Annotated in this window: 19 protein-coding genes; 14 read left to right on the forward strand and 5 right to left on the reverse strand. The window is 46.0% G+C overall.

What is annotated here, in order from left to right:
- Positions 1-61 precede the first annotated feature (61 nt).
- From brnQ to GV64_RS23900, 5 genes are all read left to right on the forward strand, one after another.
- A complete protein-coding gene (brnQ, locus tag GV64_RS15570) occupies positions 62-1393 on the forward strand; it encodes a branched-chain amino acid transport system II carrier protein (RefSeq protein WP_020584330.1) in 1332 nt (443 codons plus the stop codon).
- A 409-nt stretch (positions 1394-1802) separates the two neighbouring features.
- A complete protein-coding gene (locus GV64_RS23895) occupies positions 1803-2966 on the forward strand; it encodes an ATP-dependent zinc protease family protein (protein ID WP_020584329.1) in 1164 nt (387 codons plus the stop codon).
- Between the two features lie 53 nt (positions 2967-3019).
- Positions 3020-4561: a UUP1 family membrane protein gene (locus tag GV64_RS15585; protein ID WP_020584328.1), complete on the forward strand. Its 1542-nt coding sequence runs from the start codon at positions 3020-3022 to the stop codon at positions 4559-4561.
- Positions 4562-4600: 39 nt separating this feature from the next.
- On the forward strand, positions 4601-5599 hold the full coding sequence (locus GV64_RS15590; protein ID WP_020584327.1) for an alpha-L-glutamate ligase-like protein: 999 nt from the start codon (positions 4601-4603) through the stop codon (positions 5597-5599).
- Between the two features lie 306 nt (positions 5600-5905).
- Positions 5906-8017, forward strand: a complete 2112-nt coding sequence (locus GV64_RS23900) for a diguanylate cyclase (RefSeq protein WP_020584326.1) — start codon at positions 5906-5908, stop codon at positions 8015-8017.
- 20 nt (positions 8018-8037) lie between these two features.
- On the opposite strand, the gene GV64_RS15600 is transcribed toward GV64_RS23900, so the two are convergent.
- Positions 8038-10176, reverse strand: a complete 2139-nt coding sequence (locus GV64_RS15600) for a hypothetical protein (RefSeq protein ID WP_020584325.1) — start codon at positions 10174-10176, stop codon at positions 8038-8040.
- Between the two features lie 627 nt (positions 10177-10803).
- Here GV64_RS15600 and GV64_RS15605 point away from each other — a divergent pair.
- The 4 genes from GV64_RS15605 (at position 10804) to cydX (ending at position 15980) form a co-directional block, all read left to right on the forward strand.
- A complete protein-coding gene (locus GV64_RS15605; RefSeq protein ID WP_020584324.1) occupies positions 10804-12765 on the forward strand; it encodes a hypothetical protein in 1962 nt (653 codons plus the stop codon).
- 315 nt (positions 12766-13080) lie between these two features.
- Complete coding sequence (locus GV64_RS15610) at positions 13081-14679, forward strand: cytochrome ubiquinol oxidase subunit I (RefSeq protein WP_020584323.1); 1599 nt, start codon at positions 13081-13083, stop codon at positions 14677-14679.
- Between the two features lie 12 nt (positions 14680-14691).
- Positions 14692-15825: a cytochrome d ubiquinol oxidase subunit II gene (gene cydB / locus GV64_RS15615; protein ID WP_020584322.1), complete on the forward strand. Its 1134-nt coding sequence runs from the start codon at positions 14692-14694 to the stop codon at positions 15823-15825.
- A 23-nt stretch (positions 15826-15848) separates the two neighbouring features.
- Positions 15849-15980 carry a cytochrome bd-I oxidase subunit CydX gene (cydX, locus tag GV64_RS24295; RefSeq protein WP_020584321.1) on the forward strand — a complete coding sequence of 44 codons (132 nt, stop codon included), beginning with the start codon at positions 15849-15851 and terminating at the stop codon, positions 15978-15980.
- Positions 15981-16092: 112 nt separating this feature from the next.
- Here cydX and GV64_RS15625 read toward each other — a convergent pair whose 3' ends face one another.
- Positions 16093-17100: a protein kinase domain-containing protein gene (locus GV64_RS15625; RefSeq protein WP_020584320.1), complete on the reverse strand. Its 1008-nt coding sequence runs from the start codon at positions 17098-17100 to the stop codon at positions 16093-16095.
- Positions 17101-17486: 386 nt separating this feature from the next.
- On the opposite strand from GV64_RS15625, the gene GV64_RS15630 reads away from it, so the two are divergent.
- The 4 genes from GV64_RS15630 to GV64_RS15650 all read left to right on the forward strand — a co-directional run bounded on the left by GV64_RS15630 (position 17487) and on the right by GV64_RS15650 (position 21247).
- A complete protein-coding gene (locus GV64_RS15630) occupies positions 17487-18047 on the forward strand; it encodes a Smr/MutS family protein (protein ID WP_020584319.1) in 561 nt (186 codons plus the stop codon).
- A gap of 263 nt (positions 18048-18310) precedes the next feature.
- Positions 18311-18712, forward strand: a complete 402-nt coding sequence (locus tag GV64_RS15635) for a DMT family transporter (protein ID WP_026258525.1) — start codon at positions 18311-18313, stop codon at positions 18710-18712.
- A complete protein-coding gene (locus tag GV64_RS15640) occupies positions 18691-19026 on the forward strand; it encodes a DMT family transporter (protein ID WP_020584317.1) in 336 nt (111 codons plus the stop codon). The genes GV64_RS15635 and GV64_RS15640 overlap by 22 nt, the downstream gene beginning before the upstream one ends.
- A 664-nt stretch (positions 19027-19690) precedes the next feature.
- Positions 19691-21247, forward strand: coding sequence for a protein kinase domain-containing protein (locus GV64_RS15650; RefSeq protein ID WP_020584315.1), 1557 nt, complete (start codon positions 19691-19693; stop codon positions 21245-21247).
- A gap of 201 nt (positions 21248-21448) precedes the next feature.
- On the opposite strand, the gene GV64_RS15655 is transcribed toward GV64_RS15650, so the two are convergent.
- Together GV64_RS15655 and GV64_RS25325 are read right to left on the reverse strand one after the other, a co-directional pair.
- On the reverse strand, positions 21449-22795 hold the full coding sequence (locus GV64_RS15655; protein ID WP_020584314.1) for an MATE family efflux transporter: 1347 nt from the start codon (positions 22793-22795) through the stop codon (positions 21449-21451).
- Between the two features lie 97 nt (positions 22796-22892).
- Positions 22893-23039: a hypothetical protein gene (locus tag GV64_RS25325; RefSeq protein WP_020584313.1), complete on the reverse strand. Its 147-nt coding sequence runs from the start codon at positions 23037-23039 to the stop codon at positions 22893-22895.
- A 138-nt stretch (positions 23040-23177) separates the two neighbouring features.
- On the opposite strand from GV64_RS25325, the gene GV64_RS15660 reads away from it, so the two are divergent.
- Positions 23178-23864 (forward strand): hypothetical protein, encoded by a 687-nt coding sequence (locus GV64_RS15660; RefSeq protein WP_020584312.1) that lies wholly within the window; start codon positions 23178-23180, stop codon positions 23862-23864.
- Positions 23865-23927: 63 nt separating this feature from the next.
- Here GV64_RS15660 and GV64_RS15665 read toward each other — a convergent pair whose 3' ends face one another.
- Positions 23928-24365 carry an acyl-CoA thioesterase gene (locus tag GV64_RS15665; protein WP_020584311.1) on the reverse strand — a complete coding sequence of 146 codons (438 nt, stop codon included), beginning with the start codon at positions 24363-24365 and terminating at the stop codon, positions 23928-23930.
- Positions 24366-24441: the final 76 nt, after the last annotated feature.

Raw genomic sequence — 24441 nt, forward strand, 5'->3', positions numbered from 1 at the left:
ACTTAAAAAGGAGCAGATCCCGGTAAAACATCCAATAATCGGGGATCCTGAAGCTGAGAATATGAATCAGAGACTGAGTTTACAGAATATTGTTGGTATGGGGTTTATGGTATTCGCCATGTTTCTCGGTGCAGGGAATCTGATTTTTCCCCCTATGGTAGGACAGCTGGCTGGGGAGGACATGTGGTATGCTGCCGCGGGCTTTTTGATAACCGGGGTTGGCCTGCCATTATTGGGTATTGTTGCCATCTCCAGAGTGGGAGGCGGGTTTAATGAGATCAGTGGGGAAATGCCCAGACCGTTGATCATTGCCCTTGGAACCTGCATTTACCTTATTATTGGGCCATTATACGCAGTACCCAGAACAGCCCTGGTGTCCTATGAAGTTGGACTTACACCTTTTCTACCCGAATCCAGCGAGTTTACACAGCTTATATTCAGCCTGATTTTCTTTAGCATCTCCTGGTATCTATCTATTCGTCCAGGCAAACTTCTTGAATCGGTAGGAAAGCTGATTACACCGGCTCTTATTGCCCTGCTGGTAATCCTTGGCCTTTCTCCCATCATATCACCGCTTGGCGTACCCGGTAATGCCATGGGAACCTATACCGAAACCCCGTTTATCAAGGGCTTTCTGGAAGGGTATATGACCATGGATGCTCTGGCGGCATTGATGTTTGGTATTGTTATTATTACCAACCTCAAATCCCATGGCATTAAAGAAAAGGCTAGCCTGTTTCATTACAGCATCACCACCGGGGTAATTGCAGCCATTGGTCTGGCCTTGGTTTACCTGTCTCTATTCTACCTGGGAGCAACCAGCCGGGAAGTAGCTCCAGATCCCGGCAACGGCGGACAAATTCTGACCACCTATGCCGAAACACTGTTTGGCACGACCGGTATCGCCTTGCTGGCAGCCGTTGTAACCCTGGCTTGCCTTACAACTGCAATTGGCTGTATTACTGCCGCCAGTGAATACTTTGACGAGATGTTTGAAAAAATAAGTTATCGATCAATCGTTACCATCATCAGTATTGTCTGTGTTTTCTTTGCCAATATGGGATTGAATGAGATCATTGACCTTTTCATTCCTGTACTGCTGATTCTATACCCGATATCCATTGGATTAATCTTTCTGGGCCTGATCAGAGACTGGTTACCAAACCCGGTTTTAACCTACCGAGCGACGCTAGCGACCACCTTTTTTCTTAGCATCATTGATCTACTGAGAATTAAAGATTACGCAGGACTACAGCCAATCCTGCAACCTTTCAGCCTTATTCCCGGCTATGAAGATCACATGATTTGGCTACTGCCTTCAATTGCTATATTATTAATCACAATCTTCCTCGGCTTTGCCATCAAGCCAGCATCGAATTGTGAGATGCCATAAGTGTCATTTGTACAACGTATGTTTTGTTGTCTGTGCAGCTTCTACCTGCACAGACAAATAAGTCTGCCCCCCCGTAAATCGTCTTTTTTGCTCAGAATACACCCCAACCCTCTCATAATGCCCTCATAACCACCAGTTAATTGATACCGGTTACTATCAACTAAAGCCGGACATCAATATTCGTCTTAACATTACCGGATGCTTATCAGAATTTAATCATGATTGGGAATTGGCAAGCGGAGGCAGATCAAGTAAGCTTCCTCATTTTTAGTTGCCGATACTTCAGCCACTATAACCAGAAGCAGGTTTTTAGACCTCTCTGATTCCGTTGATCACAGGCAACAGCCATGGCTGCACGCATATGACGCGTGAACCCTAATAATCCCCAAAAAATCGTAGTGCTAGTCACATGTCCCGCAACTTGGCCCTGCCCGCTTTACTTTTTTTAATCATGATTTTAACCGGCTGCCAGACAGTTTTTTATAAAGAGCGTCCCAGAAAGGACGATTCAAGTATTATTCAACCCGTTCCAGTCCCTGAGAAGTCGGAACGTCCCATGGTGCCATCAAGACCGGAGGAAACAACCCTGCCTCCTGCCAAGACCCATGCGATTACCATCCGGGAACAGACCATACAGACCCCGGCCCACTTGGATGGGCGTCTGGTGCTGGGTATCAATGAAACAGCCTCCTTACCCAACCTGAACCTCACTATGCAGGCAAAACTGGATACCGGTGCAGAAAACAGCTCCGTTGATGCCAGAAACATCCAGTTCTTTGAACGAGACGGAAAAAAGTGGGTCAAATTTGATCTTCACCGAACTTCCAAAGGTACGATACCTCTGGAACAACCCGTTAAAGGCATCATAAAAATCAAGCGACCAGGGCTGACCTCCATTGAGCGTCCGGTCATCCACCTGACAGTGACTATTGGAGAGATTACCCAGGCGATCCCGGTATCTCTCACCGATCGAAGTAAATACGAGTCGCCACTGTTAATAGGAAGAAGCTTTATGCAGGACCTTGCTGTTATTGATGTCAACCAGAAGTTTATCGCCACCAAGTCGGTGATCAGCTCCAATAACCGCAAAGCTGAAGTTCCTATTACCCAGAAGTCATACACTCGGGCAACCATCAAGCCTGTCAGTGTGAAGGGGATGACGACCCTGGGAGCTGTTGAGCATATGGCACTACCAGACACAGGCACTGTTCTGAAGGCTCGCATTGATACTGGTGCACTGACGTCTTCTATTGATGCACGGGATATCGAACTATTCCAAAAGAATGATCATGACTGGGTCCGTTTTCAACTGGCAAACTCTGTTGGTGACCTTGTTACTATGGAAGAGCCGGTTACCCGCTTTGTCCGCATCAAGCGGCATGGAGAAGATTCTGAACGCCGCCCGGTAATTACACTAAACGCCCAGATTGGCAGTATTTCCCGACCAACACAGTTTACCTTGCGCAGCCGGGAAAACTATGAATACCCTGCACTTATCGGCGCCCGCTTTCTTGAGAAACGGGCTCTGGTTGACGTATCCAGAGAATATACTTCCGATACCAAGCAGCCTTGAGCGGCATGCAGCCTTTTGAGCAGTAATATAGACAGTAAAAAGCGAGGGAAAGAATGAAAGGTCGTTTTCAGCTTGGCCTTATGGTCGCTGTTCTGATTGTGGCCGGCCTTGGATTAACCCTGTACAAACATTTTGCACTGGGCTTTCCTCTGCTGGGTAAAGATGTCACAACGGTTTGGAGCATTGAGGCCTGGGTCAGTTTTAAAGCCCAGGATCAGGCAGCCCAGGCCAGCCTGACCCTTCCCGACCAACAGTCCGATGTACGAATTCTGGATGAGTCATTTGCTTCACCCGGCTATGGTATCAATCAAACCAATGACGGAGGCCAGCGTCGTGCAGTATGGAGCATTCGCAAAGCGGATGGCCGCCAGGACCTGTTCTATAAGGTTAAACTTCACCTGGAACAGGGCATCAGCCCAAGCGTAAATGACCAGCCTGAAGCATTTATTGCTCCCGTTCTTCCTGAACCTTATCAAACTGCAGCAAAAAGCCTGTTGAAACGAGTAACAGACCGCTCAGCAGACCCTGTCAGCTTTGCCGGCACTATGATCAATCAGTTTAATGCCAAAGAACCCAGTCAGAATACCAATATGCTGCTTGGCATGGTGGAAGAAGGCGTAAAACTCCCTGATTTGCTGGTCAACCTACTTCACATGGCGAATATTCCTGCCCGCATTGTTCGCGGACTGCACCTTGAAGATGGCCGTCGTCGACAACCCATCGTTGACATGATTGAAGTGTACGATGGCACCGAGTGGCAGCTCTTTGACCCGAAAACCGGCAAAGCTGGCAACCCTGATGCATTTTTTCTCTGGCAGCGCGGCGCCAAATCACTTCTGGATGTAATGGGTGGCGTTAATTCAGACGTTAAGTTCTCAATTATTTCCCAGAATATACCCACCCGCGAGCTGGCACTTACACAGGCCACGCAAGATGGAGCCGCATTAATTGATTTCTCCATCTACTCTCTGCCACTTGAAATTCAGAACGCTTTTAAAATTATCCTGCTGATTCCCATTGGCGTTCTTGTAGTCCTGATTATGCGCATTATGGTTGGGCTGCGTACATCCGGTACCTTTATGCCCGTGCTTATTGCCATGGCATTCCTGCAAACACAGTTACTCCCCGGCCTGGTGATTTTTATATCCTTGGTATCTATTGGCTTATGGATTCGATCCTTTCTCAGTCAGCAAAATATGCTGCTAGTTGCACGACTGGGCGCAGTCATTATCGTTGTCATATTGATCATGGCTGCCATGAGTATCCTGAGCTGGAAAATGGGCATCACGCAGGCACTCACGGTCACCTTCTTCCCTATGATTATCCTGGCCTGGACCATTGAAAGAATGTCAATCCTCTGGGAGGAGGAAGGGCCCAAGGATGTCGTCAAAGAAGGCGGCGGTAGTCTCCTGGTAGCAACAATGAGCTATCTGCTGATGTCGAACCACATCGTTGAACAACTGACCTTCAACTTCCCTGAATTGATGCTGACGTTACTCGGTATCGTTCTGCTACTGGGCCAATACACTGGCTACCGCCTGCTGGAATTAAAACGGTTCTACCCACTGGTTCACTCTGAAAATAAGCAGTCATGAGTTTAAAAAGCATCAGAGGATAATAGAGGTGGGTTTCCCATGGGATGGTTAAGTACTTTTGTTCATAACACACTCAAGAAAAATTCGATCACGACACCAGCCCAGCTGCGAGAAGCTGGGATTCTGAGCATGAACAGCCGTAACCTGAATTATATTTCAAAATATAACCCCAGGCGGCTGCTCCCTTTAGTGGATGACAAGCTGACAACAAAACGCATGGCTGAAAAAGCCGGTGTTGATGTACCAGAGCTGATTGGTGTCATTGAGTACCAGTCAGATATTCGAAAGTTGAAAAGCATTCTAGAGCCGTTAGAACAGTTCGTTATCAAACCAGCCAAAGGCAGCGGCGGCAAAGGCATTTTGGTTATCACTGGCCGGGATGGAGACCGCTATGTAAAAGCCAGTGGCGAAAGTCTATCCTTCACCGCTATAAGTCGTGATGTCTCCAACATTCTTGGCGGCCTCTACAGCCTTGGTGGCAAAACCGATGTCGCAGTCATCGAAAGCCTGATCGTGGCTGACCCCATTTTCAGAGACTACAGTTTTGAAGGAGTACCGGATATTCGGGTCATTGTTTTTCGGGGATTCCCTGTGATGGCCATGATGCGACTGGCTACCCGAGCTTCGGATGGCAAAGCGAACTTGCATCAGGGAGCTGTTGGCGTCGGCCTGGACATTGCCACCGGAAACAGCCTCCGTAGCGTACAGCATGACCTACCGGTTCATCATCATCCTGATACCGGCCACAACTTCTCTGCGCTCAACGTCCCCCACTGGCATAAAATACTGAGCCTTTCCGCAGCCTGCCATGAAATGACCCAGCTGGGTTACCTCGGAGTAGACCTGGTTCTTGACAAAAACCTTGGCCCACTGATTCTCGAGCTCAATGCTCGCCCCGGTCTTGCCATTCAGATCGCCAACGGCCAGGGGATTGAACCAAGACTCAAAACCATTGAGTCACTTCGAAAGCATGACCTACCGATTGAAGAGCGGGTTGCTTTTTCGCAAAAGCACTTTGGCGTTTCAGCCAATAACTGACCTTGCCTGCACATAGTTCCGTGCCAAGGATGGCATGAATATCCTCACATCTCCGGCAACTTAACTGCCGCACGGACTTCACATACCGCCTTCTACTGTGTCAGAATTGCAGGCATGCTCTGTTTCTCCAGGAAGGAGGAATCTGAATTGCTACCCACAATAAATGGACGCCGAGCAACTACTTTGGAACCTGTTTCCTCGTTAGGGAAGACGAAGCTGTTGTTTTCAATACAACATTTACTCACAAAAAATGATAAGCACCGGGCTTCCAATCAACCTGCTAGCTGGTTTCGTCTTGTATTTTTAATGCTGTTCCTCACCCTATCCGGATCACTGATTGCATCCCCGTTTTATCTTAGCGGTGATGATGCAATAGCTGACTTGGGGCTCGTTCCTGTTAAACCACCCACTGATATTTTTAAAAGCTCACAACCCTCTACGGGCAATTCACTGCAGTGGTATCGACTCGATATCGAACTATCACAGTATTCCACCCACGACTGGCTGATGGTATTCCGTCAGGTCCCCCATAAAAAGCTGGATGTTTTTGTCCCCACAAATGGTGGATACCTTCTCAAAAAAATGGGAGTCGATGGCTCTCAATCTGGTATAGCCCCCAACGCCATGAAGCTTGAAATCAAGCCTGGAGAAACAAAGACATATTACCTACGCCATAACTCAGCCCCTTTAAATCAACTTAATCCGGAATTTTGGCCATCACTGACCTATTTTGAAAAGCTCAGTGAACAACGAACGACCATTAGTTCGATTCAGACCCTACTGATTGTTGCATTGATTTTTATCTTCACCCTGACACTGAGAAATCGAACACCAGCTCTTTATTTATTAATCAGCCATATGCTCGCAGCCAATGTCATGATTCTGATGTGGGAGGGTGAAGTTTTCCGTGTTATTTCATGGCTGGGCGACCCCGGTCATTGGCTACTTTTAATGACAACATTAGTCTTAGTGACAGGCATTACCAGTTACCGAACTCTGGCACTTCTACCAATATACAGCCCAAAAACAGACAAATTAATCCTTTCGCTGAACACCCTTGGTATTGCCCTGGCGACTTATGCCATCAGTACTGAAAGTACTGCCCCCAAAGCGACAATGGAGCTGGCCGCTTTCTCTCTTCTGGGCAGTTTTACCCTAGTCGTCTTTGCAACAGCTTACTGTCTTTATAATGGTATCCGGCCAGCCAAGATGGCCTTTCCTTCAGCGCTGATCATGCTTCTTCTCCTTTCCTGGTCATGGTATACAGAAGCATGGCCAAGGAGCCTGCCTACTTATTCAGAGCTTCTTCTACTGTCTTTGCACGCCGCACTACTGCCATTATTTTACTGGCACAGCCACCAGCAGAATTTACAGCACGCCATGTCTATTAGCGCCATTGCTCCTGCCAGCAGGAAACGGCGTATATTTGAGACAGCACTGAGACAACACCTACAAAACCCGGACTCCCCCCTGGCCGACATTGATGTCACACAGAGGATTCTATCGACGTTTGAGGAAGTGTTACCGGGCATACCCGCCATGGTTCTCCACCATCAAAGAAATGAGTGGAATATTATTCTCAGAGACACTGAAGACTACTCAAAAACCGCTGACAACCTCAGAAAGCAGCTGCCTGCTATTGAAGATGACCTGCTAAATGTTATCTCCTCAGGCACTGAAACAAAGATTAATTTCAAAGACCGTTTTGGGACTATTTACTGGGTTTTCCCCCTGAATATTGAAGCCGATGATAAAACGCTTACAGTGCTGGCACCACTGAGACATCATCGCAATGCGACAACATGGCAAACCGCCTGCGATATAAGCAGCCATGCCTGCACATTAATGCAGGCAAACCGTCAGTCCCTCTTCTGGCAACAACAGGCCAGCCTTGATCCACTGACAGGACTTCTGAATCGGAGAGCTTTTTGCCAGGAGGCAGAAACCATTATTCAATCTTCACTCATGAATAACTCCACTCAGCCTTGCTGCGCACTGTTTATGGACATTGACAACTTCAAGCAACTGAATGATCAACAAGGCCATAATGCAGGGGATCAGATACTTAAAAATACAGCACTGATTTGCCGCAAGGCACTCAGGCAAAAGGACTTATTGGGTCGATATGGTGGCGAAGAGTTTGTGGCACTATTGCCTAATACAGAACCCTGGCAAGCATTTCGTGTTGCCGAACGGGTCAGAAATGCTATTGCCAGCGAATATGCCGAAAACAATAAATGGACCAACTGTAAGCCCATAACCGTAAGTATCGGTATTTCGGCCCTGTCCAGTGAAGCAAACTCACTGGACAGAATACTTGAAGAAGCAGATACAGCGATGTACCGGGCAAAACAGAGAGGTAAAAACCGCACATCAATCAGCGCCAGTCTAACCGATATTCGAATACCCTTATCGTAGTACCTTTACCATGCAGTAAATCAATGCTTTGACTTACTGAAGAGCTTCCCAAATGTACTGGTTGACTCCTGCTCTTTTGGCTGAAACTCTGCCAACAAGTTGGTAAAATGCCTGAGCCGACTTACCAAACCATTTGTCAGGTAGCGCTCTTCACCCAGCTCCTTTATCCCAACCTTGCATTTATCACCCTGTGAGGTATCTGCTTTTTTATCTGCTTGTTTTTTGGATGATTCCAGCTGCTGAGTATTTTGAGGGAGAAGCATTACCTGCATCTGCAGAGAGGAAGAGCTTAATGGCATATCTGAAACTCCACCTTCCTGAGCCCCACTTTGCATACGAGTTCTGTAATATTCGTCATCCTCCGCTTTTCTGCCTGCCTCTTCAGCTGCTGCCCGAGTCTCTCTTTGGGTTTGCATAGCCTTAATAATATCAGCCTTTCTCCCCCCTTTCCCCATAAGCTTTTGTTCACGACTGATGATATTTTCTGCTACTTTCTTCTCTTCCTCAGCCTTTTCTAGCTTATCCCTGAACTGCTGGTCTCCTGCGAGAACTGCACTAACAGAATGTTTTACAATTTCTTTCTTCATCTTTTCAGTCATTGCATCAGAGAGACCTTTCCATATTTCCAGAGCCGCACCCATCCCATTCATTTTACTAGCCGTATAAATTTCAAGAAGTTTTCTACCCATACCCTCACTGTCTGTGGGGTAGAATTTTTTAGCCTGCAAAAAGCGTGGAATCAATTCAACATAATCCTTATCTTCAAGCCTGTGGTTTCCTTTCCTCAAATATCGACTAAAAACTGGTTCAAACTCGGTACAGTCCTTCCGATCGGTTACGAATACATTTGATCTGGCATTATAACGAAGCTCTTCCAATTGTTGCTTGGCAACCTGCAGATCATCGGAAGTTTTCTTGTATTCTCCTTCAGTCCAACCGGATGTGACATCCTTTCTCCTTTGAGGCCTTATGCAATCAACCGGGGGGTTGTCCTTACAATAATTTTCCATTGCCTTAAGGATTACTGGATGAATGTATTGCTTATCCAGCATTGTCACACCAAGTGTTGGATATGAGAATCGATCTACACTTTTCTCTACTGCCGCCCCACCCGATGGCGTCAACTTTGTATTACTGCCAAGTAGCTCTTCTCTTTTATCCCGCGCATATTCCCACAACGCCTTGGTTAATCGTTCGGCCACTTTTGAATAAACGACTAGCCGGACACGGGATCTATCGCTTTTACTTAAATCATCACCCTCAAAAACCTGACGAATCATTTTAAGATCATCAACGTGTGCAAGGCAGGTAACAATCTGATCTCTTCTTTGATCCCCCGTTAAAGTGTCTGGAATTGACTGCACTGCACCAGAAAACTGCCTCATATTTAATCTTTTTGTAGTTATATTACCCGCCTGTAATTCCTGCAATACAAGGAGTTTTGCAAAGTCAGCTTCTGAGATTTTTCCTTTTTCCACAATATAACCAACCACACCTTCAAGAAAAGTATGGAAGTTTCTCTGGCACCGGTTAAGATGGGATTCCAACCCCTTTGCAAGCTGAATAACACGCCTATCCTTATCACTTAGCTCCCATGGAAAATCCCGCTGAAAGGATACCTGTTCAGGACTGGCCGCTGCGGACACCGGCTGATTTGCAGCAGAAAGAACTGCTTGGGGCTCTTGTCTGACCAAAGCAGTTGCCATTTCAGTGTTTGTTCGTTCTGCCCGCCCTGTTGATTCAGCTGACTGCCTTGCTACGCCTGTCTGACCAGAGCGCCCCTCAGGAGGCAGCCTTGTTTTACTAATGCCAGCCTGATCGAGTGATGACCTTGGTAGATCAACAGACTTTCCAACCTGTCCAGCATGAGTCGGAGCAGATGATAACCTTGCCGTTCTGGCTGAAGAATCAGATCCACGCTCCTTTTCGCCCCCCCTTTGCACAGGGTTTCTTACTTCTGACTTTCTTGTATCTATTTTTTTTTCTGAAGCCGGGTTCGGCCCCCTATCTGATCTCATACCGGAGGTTGATTTTGCACTAGAATCCGATCGATACCTTTGAGAACTAGTTTTATCCGTTTGCTGATCTTTCCTGACATTATCGGATTGATTTTTATGCATAGCCAAAGGCTGGCCGCCCGTCATTCTGGTTGCTTCCATAAGAAAAAACCTTTGTTGTTTATATACAGGACTGCTTTGAAGGTAATTTATTATTACAATATGATAAAAAGAAAAATTAAATTACTAGTGTAAATTAGCAAACAACGTCATTTACTGCATTTTTTTACAAGACATCCTCAGAATAAAAATCATCACCGAGTCAAAGACAACAATCAACAATGATTATTATTTAGAAAATTTAAACCAAAAAAACACAACTTACTCAAATATAATTTCTTTGCCAAAACCATTAACAAAAAAATTTTATAAAAATTAAAAACAATACAAATTACTGGACAAAACTCCAATTAAAATAATTTCAATAAAATAAAAAATACGAAACATTTCACCAGATAGAAGACATCATAGATTTTGTTAACGTTATTGAAATATTATTATTTTTTAATACTACCAATAACAATAATTAAAGCTCAAAATAATTTTTTCATCCATAGCTAGCCATTCAAAGCTGTTGTCATAAATAGCCCAACACGAGCTGGTACACTGATAACTAAAATCACTATAATCATTAATAATGAAAGTATATTTACATATACCAAGCTGTCACAATGAACACTTATAATTGTGTGATTTTCCATTCTCTTTCCGCGTCAGGTTTACTCGAAAATGTCGAAAGGATCCGGCCTTCATAACAATGCTCCCAGTCAAAAGGAGCAACAAAAAAAGAAGCTGGAAAACGTTGATCTCAAACTGGAAGAGCGTGATCAACGCTGGCTTGAAAAAGTTGCCAGAGCCCCGCACCAGGAACCCTGGAGCGTCACCATTCTTCAATACGCATGGACCGCAGGCCCAGTCACGTTGATGGCCGCCTACTTTGGCTACTACTTTGCCTACGGCGTCATGATGCCCCTGGAAAGGGCTTTTTACTTTCTGGGCTATTCGGTCATCGCCGTTGCTTTGGGTGTCGGCTACCGCCTGTTCCATAATATGACTCATGGACGACAACAGGCAAAAGATCGGATAAACCTGCTCAGCCTGATCGATCAGGTTCCTGAACTTATCTATCAGGTTAGAGATCTTGGTCAGATCAACATGACAGAAGAACAGCGACGCATTCACTCAGCCGGTATACTTCTTCGTAAACTGGATCTTGGGCCTGAATGGGTATCCACCGCTATAGAAGACCTGACAGGCAACCAGCAACTGGCAAAACAGGCAGAAAGGATTGAAATTTTTCGCCGTGCCGGTCTCTACAACAGAATGAAGGATATCATTGAAGAGGCCAGAGAAGAGTCTGATAAAGCCTTTCAATCCCTGAATGAGAACCACCCCAGAACAGCAGAAGCACTGAAGAAGCGCCTGAATGGTATCGTTGCCCGTCCACACCACGGACAAAAACGTGAGCCTCTGTTCATTGAGCGGATTCTTTCCGCAATTGAAGAAGGTAATGAAAACCTGATGACCCTCCATGATGTGGAGGAAATGCTTACTCTGTGCTTTGAACTGATCTGCGGCCGGGAAATTGCTTATCTGAAGATTGAGTACACAGGCCACTGGGATCTGGCAAGAGCCCTGGACAAGCTGGAAGAAGAACGTAACGACCTTCGCATCAGCCGCGCAAGAGTTTATTCTCGTCTCAAGGCATTAACCACTTACTTGAACAACATTGGAATTCCTTCTGAAATTGGTAGCGGTAATGGATTAAGCACACATAAGCTCCTGACTATTGCGACTAAATCTCTGGACACCTTGAGCCTTCAGGTACGGGAGGCTCGTCAATTAACCCTTTCGAGCCCTCAGAAAAAAGGTGCCCGAAAGCACCTTCTGACGCTTTCCACAAAAAGCCAGCAGTTGGAAAAAGCATTACAGATATACAACGAAAGCCACCGGGCTTACCTGAAACAAGGGCGAGACAGCCTGCTTTTAAAGCGCGCCCTGAAAAACTGGCAGAAACTGTCCAGCAAATATCAACATCAGAATAATGAGAACCTGAAACGAAGCCTGACTATTTCCGAACAGACAATTTTCCTGGATGACGAGGATAAGGCGGAAGTTACTCAGCGTATCCGACAATATCTCAATGAGTCCCCCGACCTGCAAAAAAACAGGCTCAAAAACAGCCAGGAAGATTCATCTCTTCTGGATGCAGAGCAAAACCTGACGGAAGCCTGCGCCCGGGACATTGCTATTGAGATTGCCACCATTCTGGATCCGTATATCCACCTGCACGAGCCTCAGATTCAGCGTGCAATCGAAAGCGCCAACGCCATCAGCTTAGCCAACATAGAACCGGGCATGAGCGCCAGAACCAAAGCAGCCTGGGGTGAAGCCATGGCGAGTGCCGTTGAAAAAAATCTGGCCACCAGCGCAGAAAAACTGGCTCAAAACCTGATCCGCTATTATCGGGTACCCCTCAGCGATCAGACCATCAACTTTCTGGTCAAAACCTACAATGCCAGCCTGGAAAGACTTCAGTTTATCGCCAGATACGAGACCCCTCTCAGCGCTTCTTACTCGCTGGACAATGTATCTGCCATGGAAGTTCCTCAGCCAAAAGACAACTGGCAAATTGACCTTTATAACGCCAAGAAAACCATAACCCGGATGAGCTTAAAAGGCATGGCATAACGTGATCTACCCGGACAGATGCTCCGTAACGGATGGCGGAACGTGCTATGCCAAACAGAGAACGATGAGCAGTGCGGCATACCGAAATATACCTATATTTTTACATAGGGTACTATAGTCCGTTGATTATTTATTGCCCAAGCTCTCTATCAAAAGCGTGCTGTTTCAACAAAAGACTCTTTTCAACCGTCTGCTTGAGACCTGAATATATTCTGGTTTCTGCTACTCTGAAGAGGGCTTCTGGCTGGAGCCGGAATTACGTTCAATGATGCAGTAGCCAGGCGTCTCTCCTGATAATATTTGTGGAGGAGTCTTATGATTCTGGAAGAAGTCATAGATCTCTCGCGCTTTCAATTTGCCATTACTGCGCTCTATCACTTTCTATTCGTCCCATTGACGATTGGAATGACCTTTATCCTGGCTATCATGGAATCCGTCTATGTCATGACGGGCAAACAGATCTATAAAGACATGACCCGCTTCTGGGGTAAACTCTTCGGTATCAACTTCGCCATAGGTGTGGCCACTGGCCTTACCATGGAGTTTCAGTTTGGTACCAACTGGTCGTATTATTCCCACTATGTCGGCGATATCTTTGGCGCCCCGCTGGCCATTGAAGCCCTCATGGCCTTCTTCCTGGAATCCACCTTTGTTGGTATGTTTTTCTTTGGCTGGGATCGCCTGAGCAAAGTTCAGCACCTCGCCTGTACTTGGCTGATGGCCATTGGTACCAACCTTTCCGCGCTCTGGATTTTGATTGCTAATGCCTGGATGCAGAACCCTGTGGGAGCAGAGTTCAACTTTGAAACCATGCGCATGGAAATGACCAGCTTCGCTGACCTGGTCTTCAACCCGGTAGCACAGGTAAAGTTCATTCATACCGTAGCTGCAGGCTATACCACGGGAGCAATATTTGTCCTGTCCATCTCTGCCTATTATCTGCTCCAGAATAGAGACACCGGGTTTGCCCGTCGCTCTTTTGCCGTCGCTTCAGGTTTTGGCCTAGCCGCTATCCTGTCCGTTATTCTGCTGGGTGACGAATCAGGCTATGAGCTGGGTGATGTTCAGGAAGTAAAGCTTGCCGCGATTGAAGCTGAATGGGATACCCATCCGGCCCCCGCCAGTTTCACCGTTATTGGTATTCCTGACCAGGAGAACATGGAAACCGATTTTGCCATCAAGATTCCCTATGTGATGGGTATTATTGCGACCCGCTCGCTGGATGAGCAAGTTGCCGGCATCAAAGACCTGATCGAAGGCAAAATTCCGCGTATCAAGAATGGTATGGTGGCCTATGAGTTACTCCAGAAGCTGAAGGCTGGTGAAGATACACCTGAGAACCGGGCTGCATTTCTTGAAGTTGTCGATGACCTAGGTTATGGCTTGTTATTAACACGCTACACGGACGATATTCCATCTGCTTCGGACGCAATGATCCGTCAGGCAGCGGAAGACGCCATTCCAACGGTATGGCCTCTATTCTTCGCCTTCCGTATTATGGTCGGCTGTGGTTTTTTAATGCTCCTGCTACTGATCACTGCGTTTGTTAAAACCGCCCGTCGCACAGAATACAAGAGCCGGTTCTTCCTGAAGCTTTGCCTGTGGTCGTTACCATTACCCTGGATTGCCAGTGAGATGGGCTGGTTTGTTGCTGAATTTGGCCGCCAACCATGGTCTATTTCAGGCATTTTGCCAACCTATCTGTCGGCATCAACACGAACCGTGACTGATCTTTACCTGAGCATTGCTGGCTTCACACTGTTTTATGGCATCTTTGCCGTTGTTGAAATCTGGCTCATGGTTAAGTACTGCAAAATAGGCCCCAGCAGTTTGCACACCGGGCGTTATCACTTCGAACAAAAACAGGCGATTGCTGATGGTGATCTTACCAGTAACCTCCAGGGAAAAGCATAAGGAGCGATAACGATGGATTATGAAGTTCTCCGATTTATCTGGTGGGTTCTGATTGGTGTCCTGTTTATCGGGTTTGCCATCATGGATGGCTACGATCTGGGTACTGCTAACCTGCTGCCATTCATGAGCAAAAACGACACTGAACGTCGAATCATGATTAATGCCGTTGCCCCTCACTGGGATGGCAACCAAGTATGGCTGATAACTGCCGGTGGAGCATTATTTGCAGCCTGGCCAACGGTTTATGCCACTGCATTTTCCGGTTTTTACTGGGCAATGGTACTGGTACTTTTTGCCCTGTTGATTCGCCCAATGGCATTTGATTATCGCTCCAAACTGCCTGACCCTCGTTGGCGCAACGCCTGGGACTGGGGACTGTTTGCCAGCGGTATCGTGCCCTCCATCGTATTTGGCGTAGGCTTTGGCAACATATTTGTTGGCTTTGAGTTCCAGCTCGATGGTTTCATGCGTTCCAGTTTTACCGGTTCATTTTTTGATCTGCTAAACCCGTTCTCTCTACTCTGCGGTGTAGTCAGCGCCTCCATGCTGACCATGCAGGGTGCTGTCTGGCAGAAAATGCGCTCCGGTGATCCGATCCGCCATCGTGCAGCTATCGTTGCCCGTTATTCTGCCATCCTGACAATGGTTGCTTTTGCTCTTGGCGGTTTCTGGGTTGCTCATATGAATGGCTACCAGATCACCAGTATTGTGGATCCCAACGCTCCTTCCAACCCCTTGAACAAGACCGTCATTCTGGCGGAAGGTGCCTGGCTGATTAACTACAGTCTGTATCCGATCATGATGATCGCACCGGTACTTGGTTTCCTGGGCACAATCGGCGTCATTATTTTTTCTGGCACAAAACTGGATGGTCTGAATTTTACATTTTCATCACTGGCTCAGGCTGGAATCATTATGACCGCGGGCTTCAGTCTGTTCCCGTTTGTACTGACATCCAATACTCACCCTCAGTTCAGCCTGACTCTCTGGGATGCAACCTCCAGCTTTATGACCCTGGCGATTATGACCGGTGTTGCTGTGGTATTTGTTCCCATCATTCTCGGCTATACCACCTGGTGCTTCTATAAGCTCTGGGGCCGTATGACCGCTGAAAAGATTGAACAAGAAAGTCATTCACTTTACTGAATCAAGAGAAAGGGAGCTGAATAATGTGGTATTTCGCTTGGTTACTGGGTGTTTTACTGGCCTGTGCCTTCGGCATCATTAATGTTATGTGGTATGAGTTTCATACAGATCATTTTGATGAAGAGACCGGTGCACCTCTGCAAAAGCCAGAATAATGTGTCAGTTATCATTAGCTAGCTAATGAACAGGTTAACCCCGTTGCCCCTGCACACATTGCGGGGGCTTTTGTCTGGGAGACAGAAAATACCACGGCTTAACATTTGCAGCTCAATCCTTACCCCAGGCCTTTTTGAGCTGATTCAACTTTTCCAAGTCACTCTGGAAGTACTCATGATGCAGTAACTCTTGAGCTGAGGGTCTATCGGCTGGATTAGCCGCTAGCATAGACTTCAGCAATTCCCCGGTATCTCTTGAAATCAGGCCTGCCCCTTCCGCTTTATCAATTCTTCTGAAAATACTCTGGATACTCCTGGGAAAAATCCTGAAAAATCCCATGATGGCACTCTTCCCCAATAACATTTCTGTCATAGTCGCACCCAGCATCCAGATATCACTTTTCTCGTTATAACTACCTCTCCTGAACTTGGAGGTTTCCGGAGGTTGATACCTGATATCTCCACGGAAGCGTGTTGTTTGATCCACTTCTGTAGCACAACCAAAGTCTCCAACTCTCACTTGCCCTACTGGAGTGATCATTATGTTTGAGGGCTTTATATCTCTATGGACAATTTGCTTCTCATGCATATGCCCTACCCCTTGAAGGCTCTGAAATAAAAGACTCTTAAAGAACAGTTTTTCACTTTTGACTTCATCGATGGCTCGGAAACCACCTCCCCGCCTAAACAGAGCAACGAAAGGATTTGTTTTTTTGTATACACCTACGGCGCCATGTTTACGGTATACAAGACGGCCAATATCAAGACCCGCATCCTCCATACCTATGTAATGATATTTATCATCACGCCATTCTTTCTCCAATGAAACACAATGCTCATGACCACCCAATCGCTCTAAAATTTTCACTTCCTTGTCAGAGTAGTTTTTTATATCAATTTTCTTCACTACTTTAAGAGGGCCTTCATTGCCTGTAAAAAACTGACTGACTGATCCCCAGTAACCTTTGCCCAGCTTTTTGAATTCCGTACCCTGACCATTAAGAAAGTGTGCTTTATCACTTTTATGCCTGACTGTTTTTCTGCCTCTCCATTTCTTTACAACACCTTCGACAAGAGAAGACAATAAAGTGCGAACTTGAGCACCTTTACCTATTTTCATATTAAACCCACTCCATGGCTTTATATGGCTAATCCTTACAGCAACCACCTGAATTCTTCTCTGATAAGACACCACCTTTTCCACAGAATATCATTAACCTCTCTGCAAGATACAGGTTCGAATCATTGATATAACAGGAGGAGAACGAATGATATGAGATCAATTTTCCAATAATAATTTTCACAAATCTTTGAATACAGCATATCGTGCTCAGAGATCTAATGTCCGGCCTTTTTCCAAAACTCATTATGCTCAACGCCCACTTTCTCCCTCCCCACATTTATCAGAGCCAGATACTTTGCTGAACAATCTTCTGACAGTACAATGGACAACTTTGTTATTCACCTATAGCCACACTGCCAGTTCAGGGTTAACCAGCCATTCTTATGTCCGAGAAAGATGATGAACAAAGCTTCCTGGAAGCGATGAGTGACGTACGACCATTGATTGGCAAAAAAGGCAACAAGACCCATTCTGGGAATAGTCGAAAACCGAATGCAGATATCCCGGAAAGCACCTTAAGAGCTCGCCGAAAGGCTGCTGAGCTGGATAAGCCATCTTCTGGAGCCGCACTCTCTGAAGCATGGATTGAGCCTGTCGACCCCGAACAGTTTATTGAATTCTCTCGACCCGGAATCCAAACGACCAGACTCAGACAGTTACGTCAAGGGATGATACCGGTTCAGTTTCAAGTGGATCTTCATGGTTACAAGATTGATGAAGCCAGAGAGTTGATCCATGAATTCATCCAGGTTTCCCGCTACCGTGGACTAACCTGTGTGCGCATCATCCATGGCAAGTCTCACCGCAGCAAAGAGCGGCAATCGACGTTAAAGAGCCATACCAATCATTGGTTAAAGCAGATGCCGGATGTGCTGGCATTTTGTTCTGCACCACCTTCAGAAGGTGGAACGGGTTCAGTACTGGTCCTATTGAAACGAAAATAATGCATGACATTTCACAACAAACCATAAGAACAAATGCTACTTATCGTCCGATAGCAGGCATGATAGTATTACTTCAATCAGGTCTATGATCTCTGCCTAAAATGCGTTGTATATCACCCAGTCTTTACACAGCTATCTGCCATTACCCGGCTGAGCGCTATTGGCGCACAGGCCTCTAGTCCCCCCCTGCCTGCCTTTTGCTGGAAAAAGAACACGACCAGCCTAAGTTTATTTATTTTGATCTCTTGATCGGGGGAACCCCTATGTATTACTGGTTTATGCTGTTTCTGGCCATCATTACCGAGGTGGCCAGCACATCCTTTATGAAAATGGCATCAGGAAGCAGCCCTGTGATGGGCTATACACTGATGGCTATTTTAATATCTATTTCCTACTTCTTCCTGTCCCAGGCGGTTCGCAAAATCCCCCTGGCGATTGCTTATACCATGTGGGAAGGGCTCGGCCTGCTACTGATCAGCCTGATGTCCTGGTATTTCTTTGACGAAACGTTCTCAACCAACAAATTGATTGCTATGGCTTCACTGATGACCGGCATGGTTTTGATTAACCTGGGGGAGAAACTATCGGAAAAGCAGGAACAGGAAAGTAAAGCGCAACCGACCAATGAGAAGGAGCTGCAGCCATGTCAGACCATCTGCAACTGATTGCTATTTTCTGGGTCGTTGCCGCTTCAAGCTGTGACATTATTGGTAATGTACTGACCAAGCTGTCCAACGGCTTTACCAAAAAGCGGTTTGCCGTGATGGTGATGATCGTACAGATTGCGGCCTTTGTTTTCCTGTCCTTTGCCTTGGAAAGCATTGACCTCAGTGTTGCCTACGCACTCTGGGGAGCACTTGGTATTATTGCCACTTCGGTTATTGGAAGATTGATGTTTGGGGAAAGTCTACATCCGATCAAGGTACTGGGTATAGCAGTCACACTGATTGCCATTCTATTTCTCAAGCTCTCCATATAATCTAAACGTAACACGGCATTCTGCCGTGTTACATAAAACAAAAGCTGATTTACTGAGTCAATGCTGTTTTATAAGCCAGTAAAATCAATCATTTTATTCCAGGGGGCAGTTCGTACTTCCTCCACCCTTTTAAATAGAAGCTCTAATAGTTTTTCTCCTCACATAGATATTTGACCTAACAAGTAAATGATATAAAAAATACAAAAGTTACTGAACATTTACACCAGTTAGCAATCTCATTAAATTGGATAATCACAAATTTAAAAAAAATCTGATCACCTACACAGGAATACATCATTTAAAATAAACTGTTAGTTTATCAGGAGTGACTATCAAGACTCATGAAACACTCTCTTCCTGAAAATCTAAAAACCTTAAATATCAATATATTAAAATCGACCCACAGTTTTTTAAATCATCTTACATATACTGGGTCAAAGAGCATGACAAGGGTATCAGTCATCAAATTAGGTCACTTACTTAGGCTAAACTCTTTTCCTGCCGGTGGTTCATCCGAGGCAAGACTGATTGAATTCATTCAAATATTCCAGCAGCTCGAAAAGGGTGGAACAACGAACTCCCCCGTTAGTTATATAAACAAAAACAAATGGTAATCTGCCCAACAACTATTTAATAACTATCCAAAGATAAAAAGGAGAAAATCATGGATGCTAGACCAAAAATTGAAGGAAATGGGTTTGCAATAGGCCACCATGTATTTGCGGGTAAAGACGACGCTTCTGCAGCTCCCGTGGAAGCTACAAGATATAGGGGAAGGCTGACCCGAGCAGTTGATGTAAACAGGCAACCTGTTTTCAGAGCATCCACTATGTCTCAGAATTACTCTGTTACTCGTACAAATGTTTCACCAACAGCGAACTATCCCTCAACACCTAAAAAATCTGGGACAGAAATTGTGACCCAAAAGCTTCGTCATTGTTATTTGTCTGAGATTGAAACGGCAATACAAACTCTTATCCCCTTAAACGGTAAAGTTGTAGAAAAAAAACTAGGGCAAGGCTCAGAAGGCTCTATTTATAAATGCTGGGAGTTCAACCCGGAGCAAAAAGACAGGGGCGAGGGCTCAGCCTACGCCATCAAAAAGGTGGACTTTTCCCACCCGGATTTTCCTGACCGTCTGGACCCTGATTTTTCTAACCCTCTGATAGATGAAGATGAAAAACCAACCGGCGAATTGCTCGGTGGAAAAATGGCCGCTATTGCCGAATTAGAGGGCAAGGGAAGCTTTATTTTAAGCCATGGTCTTTACATTGTTCTAAACCTACAAGACAAAACAGTTCGGAGTATTCCTGGTGACTTTGTCAAAGATGAAAAATTTACGAAATATGACCACCTGTGCGCTATCGTAACATTCACTGCACCTGAAGGTGATGCTGTAGGTTTTTGCAAGGGTGGTTGTTCAGTTGATGCATTCCAAAAGTTCCGGGATGATGTGCTGAATGCTCTTGTTCATTGTCATGCTAGGAACATTCCTCATAGTGATATAAAACTTGAAAATATCTTAGTGCTTGATAAAAAAGGAAGTGCTGCTGTTACTGACTTTGGTACGGCAAAGCAACGTTCATATGGCCCTGATGCTAAGAAAATGGACGAGCCTGTAGGATACAGCCCTCCCTATCTTCCACCAGAATATGCAGATATTCCTGGGTTCGTAGACCAGATGTCACTTTATGACAATGACGTGTGGGCTTATGGTCTTTGTTTAGCGATGATTGCGACCGGCAAATCGCAAATCCCATTGTTTCTTCAGCAATTCACCGATAACTATTATTCGGATGGAATGAGACTGAAGGATTTTCTAGACAATCATAAAAAATCCAGAGGAATTGCCAGAGAATTAATGAAGCCATTGATGACAGAAGACACTATTGCCCTGTTAGACTATATATTCCGCCCAGAGCACGAACGACCAACGGCAAAAGAGGTGAAAACTTTTCTGGAGCATCAGGCTACCAGTAAGACCGTGGCAGGAGCCAGACAAAACCTGCAAGATCTGCCACTATCAGGCGCTGTTGGCGGAGCACCACAAGCTATTCCAAGTCCTTCCAAGGACAGGGCTGAAGATGTTCTAGACGGGCTTTTATCTCGTGATATCACGTCGATTGAGAGATATTTCAGCCTTCCAGAGGCTGATCAAAAATATATTAGCCTTCAGTTAGGAGGGCCGCAGGCATTAGAGCATTTGATGGCGCAGTTTTAATGATCATTGATGCGCTCTCATGGTGCTGTTGTGCGAAAACCGTCAACAGAACCCTTTTATAATCACCTGACTCTCGGCACCTGCCCCCATTAAGAGAGCTAACCTCATGCCCCTTGCGACAAGGCCTGATCAAAAGCCTCAGCCGCATCGACCTACGTTAAAACCATGTTCAGGGCACATCAATATGATGTGCCCTGACAACTACTTCACCACCAGACAGCAGCGACAGCAAGTCCCTATGGCGGCTAGAAAGTAAGCGACAACCATTGCCAGCCAGAACCCTTTTACACCCAATGGCGCACCCAAAAAGTCCATATTTGCCAGAAAATACCCCAAGGGCAGCATAATACCCCAAAGGGAAACCAACATGATCCACATGACAGAAAAGGCATCCCGATAAGCTCTTAATGCAGCTGCACCTAACTGCTGAATAACCGTAAGCAGCAGATAAATCACCACTAACCCCATTAGTGATGCTGCAAGTTCAATAACAGCCAGATCCTGAGTATATAAACGCACTATGGAGAACCTTGCCCACCAGCCCCCAACCCCCAGAACGCACATAACCATAAAGGAGATAGAAAGCCCCACCAGAGAAACAAAGCCCCCCATGGATGAATGTCCAGCGCCTATATAATAGGCTGCTCTTATGGTCACAGCGCCCCCAATGGCAGAGGGAACCATCATCAATAATGTCGAAACGTTAAAGACTATCTGGTGCGCTCCAACAACAACATGCCCGTGGGATGCCAGTAAAACGGTGATCACCATAAACACCAGAAACTGACAAAACAGTGTAACCGCAATGGGCAGCCCAATTGCAACCAGAGCCTTCAGCTTTTCTAGGTCAAGATCCAGTGCGTAGCAAAAAGGAGATGTTGATTTCAGTGCCTTGTTAAAACAGATATAAGCCACCATAAAAAGCGGTGAAAGCCACATAATAACGGCTGTGGCGATACCACACCCTAGACCGCCCATTTCTGGCAGACCAAATCGCCCATATATCAGGGCATAGTTCAGTGGGATATTGATCAGCAGCCCCAGCACCTGGGCAACCATCACGGAACGAACATAACCCTGCCCCTCCAGATAGCTTCGCAATGCCTGATTCAAAGCAACGCCCGGCATTCCCAGAGCGACAAATGTTAAATAGCCTGAAGCAATTTCCCGGACAGCATTACTGGCATCCACGTAGATCAATAGCTCGGAAAAAACAGACAGCAATGCCAGACCGACAATCCCCGAACCTGTAGCAAGCAATAGACCCTGCTGGCCCATAGCGACAATATCCCGTAGCTTTCTAGCCCCATACAGCTGAGAGATAAAAGCCGTTTTCCCCATCAGCAGACCAACAAGAAAAACATTGACGGGAATCCAGGCCGTATAGGCAATGGCTACACCGGCCAGATCAACTGAGCTGTACTGCCCTGCCATCAGCGTGTCGATGAAGCCCGCAAGCGACATCACCAGATATGTGCCCATCAGGGGCAGTGAGAGCTTGAGCAGCGCTCTGAACTCTCGAAGAATACAATGATTGTGAAATAACATACTTCAGCCAGCTGGAAAATAATCCATAAGCAAGCCCCACACTCTGATTAGCGTGGGTACTGTTTGGGAGTTCAATGAAATAAGAGCGCTGAAGCAGCTAGTAGATGACCGGCTGAGGCCAGCCAGTGTTAACAAGCGCAGAGACAACCGCCGCATAAAGCAGAGTGACTGTCATTGTGTTCTGAGCTTGTCGAATCATGATCAGTGAAAAGCGGGTAATAGTGTTGACGCCAACCTTAAACAATCCCAAGTTCCCTTGCAATAAGGCATGATCGAAAGCCTTGGAGAGTATTTCAGACAAATTTGAAACATTGTTAACCGAATCATGACTGGCTACAGTGAATGAATAGCTCCTCTTAGCTTCTATTTAACAGGATTTTCTATGAAGGGTATTCAATACTTCTTTCTGACAGGACGTTTAGCCATTATCACCAGTATCATCGCCCTACTTGCCAGTTGTGGATTCAGCAAATCGTTTATCAGCAGTGCACCGGAGATTGGGGAAAGTATTGGCGGCCCTCAAAAAGTGATGCGTTATCCTGAGTTCGCTATTACATTCGACCCAAGAAATGATGTTCAGCTGGGGCAGGTTGATTATGTCGTGTTAATCCCTTATCGAGCTAGCTCCGGTGAGACTCAACATAACAAAGCAAAGCCGGGTAAGTTCAGAATGGGGATCTCTCTCTTTCCCTACCAGAAGGGCCTGACACTGGACCTTTCTCAGGTCACTCTTGAGATTGACGGCAAACACTATACAACAACCAGTGTGTTCCCATACCCATATGCTCATTACCCCACTGAGCAGGCCAAACGCTTCTCCGATAAAATCCATGGCTGCCCGGAATCTCAGTCCCGGGTCTTTCAGGGCTCCTTACCGGAGCAGCCTGTCGTCCTTGAAGCCAATGGCTTATGGAATTGTTACGAACTGGAATTCAGTGTGGATACGCCTTCACCGAGAAAGCATTTTAGAACTGGTCTAAGTATATATAATGAAAAGAATCAATTAGTGCGAACCATCACTATTCCTTTTTCTCCATTAGAATGGGGGCATAGTGACTCTTTCCCTTAGGGGGCTTAGAGAACTCAAAGTGGGAACAGCCACCGCGCACTGTTCTCACTTACAAAGAAACGGCTACTCAATCTCGCCCGATTCAATTTTCTGAATAAGCGTTTTCAGCTCTTCTGGAATACTGGCCTTGGAGTTAGTGACAAAGTTAAACATGACACCCGTTGCGGTCCCCGTTGTGGTCACTCTGTTCATGCTTTTACTGTAAATCGCATACTCCATGGTAAAGCGATCTTCCTGCACATCACTCACCCTTGAGCCCACCAGTAAAGTATCCGGATAAGTCACCGGAGCCTTATAAAAGCATTGGGTATGACTGATCACAGGGCCTATACCACTGCCCTTCGCTTTTTCCATTACCTGTATTTTATCGAAATAATCGATACGGGCCGTTTCAAAATAGCGGAAATACACGACATTATTAACGTGCTGAAGGGCATCCATATCCCCCCAGGCTACGGGTATCTCAGTAATAACTGGGTAGTCTTCCAGCAGGTGCTCCACAATAATTACTCCTTCTTGTTATCTTTCAATTAATGTGTGCATTTAACCATTCACAGGCAACGATAAAGGGAATTCT

It is taken from the genome of Endozoicomonas elysicola (assembly GCF_000710775.1).
Taxonomy (GTDB): domain Bacteria; phylum Pseudomonadota; class Gammaproteobacteria; order Pseudomonadales; family Endozoicomonadaceae; genus Endozoicomonas; species Endozoicomonas elysicola.

Coding starts and splice junctions, on each gene's coding strand:
- brnQ (WP_020584330.1), top strand. CDS start 62: ATGAATCAGAGACTGAGTTTACAGAATATTGTTGGTATGGGGTTTATG.
- GV64_RS23895 (WP_020584329.1), top strand. CDS start 1,803: ATGTCCCGCAACTTGGCCCTGCCCGCTTTACTTTTTTTAATCATGATT.
- GV64_RS15585 (WP_020584328.1), top strand. CDS start 3,020: ATGAAAGGTCGTTTTCAGCTTGGCCTTATGGTCGCTGTTCTGATTGTG.
- GV64_RS15590 (WP_020584327.1), top strand. CDS start 4,601: ATGGGATGGTTAAGTACTTTTGTTCATAACACACTCAAGAAAAATTCG.
- GV64_RS23900 (WP_020584326.1), top strand. CDS start 5,906: ATGCTGTTCCTCACCCTATCCGGATCACTGATTGCATCCCCGTTTTAT.
- GV64_RS15600 (WP_020584325.1), bottom strand. CDS start 10,176: ATGGAAGCAACCAGAATGACGGGCGGCCAGCCTTTGGCTATGCATAAA.
- GV64_RS15605 (WP_020584324.1), top strand. CDS start 10,804: ATGTCGAAAGGATCCGGCCTTCATAACAATGCTCCCAGTCAAAAGGAG.
- GV64_RS15610 (WP_020584323.1), top strand. CDS start 13,081: ATGATTCTGGAAGAAGTCATAGATCTCTCGCGCTTTCAATTTGCCATT.
- cydB (WP_020584322.1), top strand. CDS start 14,692: ATGGATTATGAAGTTCTCCGATTTATCTGGTGGGTTCTGATTGGTGTC.
- cydX (WP_020584321.1), top strand. CDS start 15,849: ATGTGGTATTTCGCTTGGTTACTGGGTGTTTTACTGGCCTGTGCCTTC.
- GV64_RS15625 (WP_020584320.1), bottom strand. CDS start 17,100: ATGAAAATAGGTAAAGGTGCTCAAGTTCGCACTTTATTGTCTTCTCTT.
- GV64_RS15630 (WP_020584319.1), top strand. CDS start 17,487: ATGTCCGAGAAAGATGATGAACAAAGCTTCCTGGAAGCGATGAGTGAC.
- GV64_RS15635 (WP_026258525.1), top strand. CDS start 18,311: ATGTATTACTGGTTTATGCTGTTTCTGGCCATCATTACCGAGGTGGCC.
- GV64_RS15640 (WP_020584317.1), top strand. CDS start 18,691: ATGTCAGACCATCTGCAACTGATTGCTATTTTCTGGGTCGTTGCCGCT.
- GV64_RS15650 (WP_020584315.1), top strand. CDS start 19,691: ATGGATGCTAGACCAAAAATTGAAGGAAATGGGTTTGCAATAGGCCAC.
- GV64_RS15655 (WP_020584314.1), bottom strand. CDS start 22,795: ATGTTATTTCACAATCATTGTATTCTTCGAGAGTTCAGAGCGCTGCTC.
- GV64_RS15660 (WP_020584312.1), top strand. CDS start 23,178: ATGAAGGGTATTCAATACTTCTTTCTGACAGGACGTTTAGCCATTATC.